General features: G+C 65.3%; 11 protein-coding genes. 10 read left to right on the top strand and 1 reads right to left on the bottom strand.

What is annotated here, in order from left to right; all coding sequences use genetic code 11:
* From JSE7799_RS08160 to JSE7799_RS08115, 10 genes are all read left to right on the top strand, one after another.
* Window positions 1–381, top strand: a 381-nt coding sequence (locus tag JSE7799_RS08160) for a transposase (RefSeq protein WP_186201878.1), incomplete at its 5' end; no start/stop codon positions are given.
* Window positions 382–529: 148 nt separating this feature from the next.
* On the top strand, window positions 530–928 hold the full coding sequence (locus JSE7799_RS08155) for a hypothetical protein (RefSeq protein ID WP_055663166.1): 399 nt from the start codon (window positions 530–532) through the stop codon (window positions 926–928).
* Window positions 929–1,192: 264 nt separating this feature from the next.
* On the top strand, window positions 1,193–1,405 hold the full coding sequence (locus JSE7799_RS08150; protein WP_055663165.1) for a helix-turn-helix transcriptional regulator: 213 nt from the start codon (window positions 1,193–1,195) through the stop codon (window positions 1,403–1,405).
* 2 nt (window positions 1,406–1,407) lie between these two features.
* On the top strand, window positions 1,408–1,773 hold the full coding sequence (locus JSE7799_RS08145) for a hypothetical protein (protein ID WP_245624837.1): 366 nt from the start codon (window positions 1,408–1,410) through the stop codon (window positions 1,771–1,773).
* Window positions 1,770–2,306, top strand: a complete 537-nt coding sequence (locus tag JSE7799_RS08140; RefSeq protein WP_245624836.1) for a hypothetical protein — start codon at window positions 1,770–1,772, stop codon at window positions 2,304–2,306. The genes JSE7799_RS08145 and JSE7799_RS08140 overlap by 4 nt, the downstream gene beginning before the upstream one ends.
* A complete protein-coding gene (locus JSE7799_RS08135; RefSeq protein WP_055663163.1) occupies window positions 2,303–3,085 on the top strand; it encodes a hypothetical protein in 783 nt (260 codons plus the stop codon). Before JSE7799_RS08140 ends, JSE7799_RS08135 begins: the two co-directional genes overlap by 4 nt.
* Window positions 3,075–3,557 (top strand): hypothetical protein, encoded by a 483-nt coding sequence (locus tag JSE7799_RS08130; protein ID WP_055663162.1) that lies wholly within the window; start codon window positions 3,075–3,077, stop codon window positions 3,555–3,557. The genes JSE7799_RS08135 and JSE7799_RS08130 overlap by 11 nt, the downstream gene beginning before the upstream one ends.
* A complete protein-coding gene (locus JSE7799_RS08125; protein ID WP_055663161.1) occupies window positions 3,554–4,447 on the top strand; it encodes an ATP-binding protein in 894 nt (297 codons plus the stop codon). The genes JSE7799_RS08130 and JSE7799_RS08125 overlap by 4 nt, the downstream gene beginning before the upstream one ends.
* Before the next feature lie 13 nt (window positions 4,448–4,460).
* Window positions 4,461–5,147, top strand: coding sequence for a hypothetical protein (locus JSE7799_RS08120; RefSeq protein WP_055663160.1), 687 nt, complete (start codon window positions 4,461–4,463; stop codon window positions 5,145–5,147).
* 11 nt (window positions 5,148–5,158) lie between these two features.
* The gene (locus tag JSE7799_RS08115) at window positions 5,159–5,887 is read left to right on the top strand and encodes a DEAD/DEAH box helicase (protein WP_245624835.1); all 729 of its coding nucleotides are present in this window, start codon (window positions 5,159–5,161) and stop codon (window positions 5,885–5,887) included.
* Here JSE7799_RS08115 and JSE7799_RS08110 read toward each other — a convergent pair.
* Window positions 5,823–6,309 (bottom strand): integrase core domain-containing protein (locus JSE7799_RS08110; RefSeq protein ID WP_144431617.1); only part of this gene is annotated, 487 nt, incomplete at its 5' end. The two genes, JSE7799_RS08115 and JSE7799_RS08110, sit on opposite strands and share 65 nt — an antisense overlap.

The raw sequence follows: 6,309 nt of genomic DNA, 5'->3' as shown, positions 1-6,309 counted from the left end.
ATCTGGATGGCCGAGACGAAGAAGGAGGCGAATGCCGCCTTCGATCTCTTCGTCGAAATCTACGGCGCGAAGTACGAGAAGGCTGTGGCCAAGCTGGTGAAAGACCGTGACGAGCTGCTGGCCTTCTACGACTTCCCGGCCGAGCACTGGAAGCACATTCGGACCACGAACCCGATCGAGAGTGTCTTCGCCACGGTCAGGAACCGGACCCGCAAAACCAAGGGCTGCCTGAACCGCAAGACCGCCCTCGCCATGGTCTTCCGACTCATGAAGTCAGCCAAGAAGAAGTGGCGGAAGATCAACGGGCCAAACCGTCTGCCCGACGTCATTCAGGGGATTGAGTTCAAGGACGGGATCAAGCAACTTCAAACCGCCGCCTGATGAGGACCGTCACCAACTTCTGGGCATATCTCTGCCCGTCGAGGAAACGGTCTTTTCCGGGCTTGGAGACCTGACGCTGCGCGATGCGTTCCGACTGGTCCGCGATGGCGAGGGCATCGTCACCCATCTCTTTCTGCCTGAGGCCAGAATGGTGACGCTGCGCGGCGGTGATGGCATCAGTTTTTCGCATGTCGACCTCCTGGTCCGTCGAGAGCGGGCAGAGGCGCTCGAGCGCGAGGTGATCAACGCGCCCGACGCGCAGCAGAATGCGTTCGATTTCAGGCTGTTTGTCTTCGACGAGCAGGAGCTCGCATTCACGCTGCCGCAAGCGCGTGCGCTTGAGTTCATGCTGGCGCAAACGCGCGATGGAGCCCCGGACCAGCATTACACCGATATTCTGAACGCAGTGGGGTCAGCCTCGCAGCGGCTGAGCAGCCTGTTCAGCCGCAAGCCCTACTGGTCGCGGCTGTTGCGCAAGACCGAAGGCCGGCGAGGATGGTATCACCTCGATCCGGGTTTCGTCATCTGGTTGCTCACGAGCCACTGACGCAGATCTCCCCCGATGTCCGCCCGCCGCTTTGGCGGGCGTTTTGATTCGCAGCCTCGGCGCAGGTCGCACGCTCGGCTTGTCTGCGTTTGGTATGCATCCGGTCTGCACTCGTATGCGCTTGTCTGCGCCGAGGGCGAGGTGGGCAGATTTCTGCGATAAATTAGCAGTTTAGAAAAACGTGCGATGCATCCCACCTGTGGGACGTTCCCGTACGCGAAAACTGGCATCCCCTTTCCAGACACAGACACACTGGAGAGGTCGATGACAGAACAGTTCTTGAACCAGGCGCGGCTCGCGAAGCGCTGGCAGATCAGTCCCCGTACGTTGGAGCGCTGGCGCTGGACAGGCGAAGGGCCCGCGTTCGTGAAGATCGGCGGACGCGTCGTCTACAAGCTGGCCGATGTCGAGGCCTACGAAAGTACTCGTCGTTGCGAGAGCACCGCGCAAGGCGCTGCACTGCGGGTGGTGCAATGATCATGGCGCGTTTCACACCGGGCCGACAGGCCAAGCCCACGCGGGGCACAGACACTTTCAGTCGGATCGCCGACATCGACCTCTATGCCTGGGTCGCGCAGGCCGAGGACGGTGATGCGCTGATCTACCACCGCGGGTTTCTTGTGGTCGATGCGGACAGGACGGTCTCGACGCTGCCTGCGGACCGGCGCCTGGCCGTCCGCGGCTTGGCTGATGCCGCGTTTCGCGCGGCCGAACAGGGCCTCGTGCACCTCGTGCAGGAGCGCGTGGGTCCGAACCGGTTCGCCTATCTCGCCATCGCCCGTCCGAAGCCGAAAGCCGCCGCTGCGTCGTTGTCCGCGCTGCTCCTCGACGAGCAGGCCGCATGAGCTTCCCCGTCCATACCCCACTCGCCGACCAAGGAGGCACATCCATGCCTTTTCCCGAGAATACCTCGAGCTTGGAAGACATGCTCAACATGCCGACTGGCGAGCTGGCGCAGATGCCGGTCGAGTTGCTGGCATGCCTGCAGGCAGAGCTTACGCAGGCTGCCAGGCAGCTGAAGACGGCCACTGCCCGTTTCCACACGGCGCTGGACGTGCGGTATGCCACCCGCGCCACTGAGGCCCGCCGCGCTTGTGGCAAGGACACCGGTACCGTGCGGCTGGTCGATGGCGAGTATACCGTCGTGGCCGATCTGCCCAAGCGCGTCGACTGGGACCAGGCGCAGCTGGCCGCGATGGTCGAGCGCATCCGCGCGGCGGGCGACGATCCCGCGCAGTATGTCGACATCGCGTTCAAGGTGCCGGAGCGCAAATACGCAGCATGGCCTGACGCGATCCGTGCCGGTTTCGAGCCCGCGCGGACTGTGAAGACCGGCACGCTCAAGGTTGCGCTCGAGCCGAACGAGACCGCGCAATGACTGCGCTGGCCCACATCCCGAACCCTTCCCGAGACCTGCCGAGTCTGATCGAGCGCGCCGCGACCATGCTGTCGGGCGCCAAGACCGCCGCGGAGGTTCTGGAAGCGCGCGAGGCAGCCGGACTGGCCTATGACGTGGCGAAACGCGCCGCACGCATGAAGAGCGCCAAGGCCGCGCATGACGATCTGATCGCCGCCGCACACCGTGCCCAGGCCGATGCGCTCGAAATCGAAGCCGCTGCGAAGCGCCGTCTTGCCGACGAATACGATGCGGCGCAGGCGCGTGGCGAGGTGGCGAGTGGATCGGTGCGCACCGACATCGTTGATGTTTCCAACGATGTTCGTCCCGCCACCGCCGCCGATCTCGGCCTGCGCCGCGACCAGATCCACGAAGCCCGTCAGCTCCGCGATGCCGAAACAAACGACCCGGGCATCGTCCGCCGCACGCTCGACGAGCGGCTCGAGCGTGGCGAGGAACCGAACCGCACCGCCCTGCGCAAGATGGTCACGGATGCCGCCATGCGGGGACTGCGCCCTCAGCGCAAGCCCAACCGCCGGAACCCGCTCTATGTCCCGCCGACGCCGGCGCAAGCGGCCTGGCAGCATGTGACCGGCACGTTCCGTGCCTTTGCCGAATGGGCCACGGACGAGAACCTCGCTCTGGCGCGGCAAGGCATGCGCGAGGCCAGGGACACCCCGTTTCACGACCTCGATGCCAGGGCCATCGCCGAGGGGTCGACAGCTTTCACAACAATCAAGGAGTGGATCGATGCTCGATAGCCGATCAGCGGCTTTTGCCGAACGCGTCCGGGATTACGCATCCCGTCTGGGCAACAACGCCCCCAGGATCGCCGATGACATGATGGAGGCGGCTTTCCCGCTGACCTGCACGCAGGCGCGGCAGGAAGGCGCGCTGCGGATGCTGCGCACCGGCATCATCTCCGAGGTCAAGCGCATCCTGCGCAACCGCGATGACGGGATGGCTCAGGCGGATTTCGCAGAGGTGTGTGCGGCCTTCGCGCCGCTGGTGAAGGATCTGCGCTCGAAGTCGTACTTCGTGGAGAGCGCCGAGGAATACGTCGCGGTTCCGAACCTGATCGCCGAGCCCGACCTGCTCGATGACGCGCGGCGGTTCATGCGGCGCAAGGGCATCGAATGCCTGACCGAGGCCGACCGGCTGGATGCGCTGTTTGCGACCGTGACCCGCAATGGCACCGACGCTGCGCCGACGCGCCAGGAGGTGCTGTCATGACCGGCGCGCTTCCCATCGTCACCGCCGACGAACGCCTGTCGGAAATCCGCGGCATCAAGGGCGTGATCTTCGGCCGCTCGGGGATCGGCAAGACCAGCCTGCTCTGGACGCTGACGAACGCGACCACGCTGTTCTTCGATCTCGAGGCCGGGGATCTGGCCGTCGAAGGGCTGGGCGTGGATGCGATCCGCCCGCGGACCTGGACCGAGTGCCGTGATTTCGCGGTGTTCATCGGCGGGCCAAACCCGGCGCTGCGCTCCGACCAGTCCTACAGCCAGGCCCATTACGACGCGGTCTGCGCGAAGTTCGGCGATCCGGCCGCGCTGGTCAAATACGACACGGTGTTCATTGACTCGATCACCGTGGCGGGGCGGCTGTGCTTCGGATGGTGCAAGGGCCAGCCCGAGGCCCATTCCGAGAAGACCGGCAAGCCCGATGTGCGCGGCGCCTACGGCCTGCACGGTCGCGAGATGATCGCCTGGCTCACGCACCTGCAGCACACGCGGGCGAAGAATGTCTGGTTCGTTGGGATCCTCGACGAGAAGCTCGACGACTTCAATCGCCGGGTTTTCCAACCGCAGATCGACGGATCCAAGACCGGGCTCGAGCTGCCGGGCATCGTCGATCAGGTCATCACCATGGCCGAGTTCAAGGCCGAGGATGGCACGCTGCAACGCGGCTTCGTCTGCCAGACCCTGAACCCCTGGGGCTATCCGGCCAAGGACCGTTCGGGTCGGCTCGAGATGCTCGAGGCGCCCCATCTCGGGCGGCTGATGGAGAAGATCCGCGGCCCGCTCGTCCCCGAGGAGCGGCGGCTGACCTACCAGGCGCCCCAGCTTCCGACGCCGCCAAAGGCGCAGGCCACCCCCAATTCCAATCCCTCGACCTGAAAGGACCAGACACATGTCTCTCTGGAACGATTTCAACGACGCGCAAACCAACAGCAACGTCATTCCCAAGGGCACGCTGGCCAGGGTGCGCCTGACCATCCGCCCGGGCGGGTTCGACGATCCCGCGCAAGGCTGGACCGGCGGCTATGCCAAGCGGGCCTCCACCGGCGCGGTCTACCTCGATGCCGAATACACGGTGCTCGAGGGGCCCTATGCCAAGCGCAAGATCTGGTCGCTGATCGGGCTCTACAGCCCCAACGGCCCGAACTGGGCAAACATGGGGCGCAGCCTGGTCCGCGGCATGCTGAACTCGTCGCGCGGGATTTCCGACAAGGACAACTCGGCGCAGGCGCAGGCAGCGCGGCGGATCAGCGGCTTTGCCGATCTCGACGGGATCGAGTTCGTCGCCCGCATCGATGTCGGCAAGGACGCGAGCGGAGAAGAGCGCAACGAAATCAAGAGCGCGGTCATGCCCGATCACCGCGACTATGCGCAGCTCATGGGCCATGACACCGCACCGATGGCACCGGGGACGGAATATGCGCCCCAAGCCGGAACGCAGGCGCCGTATTCAACACCGCCGGCACCCCAGCCGCAGACGCCGACGCAGGGCCACGGCGCACCAGCGCAGCACGGGCAGCCCGCGGAGGCTCCTGCTGCCAGCCCCGGCTTTTCCGGCCGTCCCAGCTGGGCCGAGTGAGGGTCACTGCCATGCGCCTTCGTCCGCGTCAGAAACTCTTTGTCGAGCGCAGCCTGTCTGCGCTCGGCACCCGCGACAACACGCTCGGCATCGCGCCGACCGGTGCGGGCAAGACCATCATGCTCTCTGCCGTTGCGGGAGAGCTGATCGACGCCAGCGCCGCCAAGACCTGCGTGCTGGCGCATCGTGATGAGCTGACCGCGCAGAACCGCAACAAGTTCGCCCGGGTCAATCCGGACGTGACCACCTCGGTGCTGGATGCCACGACCAAATCCTGGCGCGGCCAGGTGACCTTCGCCATGGTGCCTACGTTGGCACACGAGGCCAACCTGGCCGCCATGCCGAAGCTGGACCTGCTGGTCATCGACGAGGCGCATCATGCCGTCGCCGACAGTTACCGTCGCATCATCGACCGCGTCCGCGGTGCCAACCCCGATGCCCGGATCTTCGGGGTCACGGCCACCCCGAACCGCGGCGACAGGAAGGGGCTGCGCGCGGTCTTCGACAATGTCGCCGGCCAGGTGCGGCTGGGCGAGCTGATCGCCTCGGGTCATCTGGTGCCGCCCCGCACCTTCGTCATCGATTTGGGCGTGCAGGACAAGCTCAAGGCGGTGCGCAAGACCGCGTCGGATTTCGACATGGGTGAAGTGGCCGAGATCATGGACCGCGCCCCGATCACCGAGGAAGTGGTGCGCCACTGGCGCTGTCACATCCAAGAAGGTAGTATGGCTGTTTCTTGAACAGCTCTGGCTTGATTTTGTGCCAGTCCTTCATGGCCTGCAAGGGCGCCTTGCTGGCCAACGCTGATTGCGGGAGCTGCTGGTTGTAGAGCCAGACGTATCGGTGGAGCGTGGTCTCCAGGTCCTCGCCTGATCGGAAATGGTGGCTCTGCAGGACCTCTTCGATCCGGCCGTTGAAGCGCTCGACCATTCCGTTGGTCTGCGGCGACTTCGGCGGGGTCAGGCGGTGGTCGATGTCGAGGGCGGCGCAAAGCGCGTCGAACGCGTGCTCTCCCGTGGCAGTCCGCTTGCGCAGGCCGAAAAGGCGGTCGGTGAACTCCTTGCCATTGTCGGTGAGAATGGTGCGGATGCGGATCGGGCAGGCGCGCTCCAGATCGCGCAGGAAGCGCCGTGCGTTGGCCGCGGTCTTTGCCGGGAAGACA

The sequence above is a fragment of the Jannaschia seosinensis genome (genome assembly GCF_001408515.1).
GTDB lineage: Bacteria > Pseudomonadota > Alphaproteobacteria > Rhodobacterales > Rhodobacteraceae > Jannaschia > Jannaschia seosinensis.
This window is presented reverse-complemented; position numbering and strand designations above follow the sequence as displayed.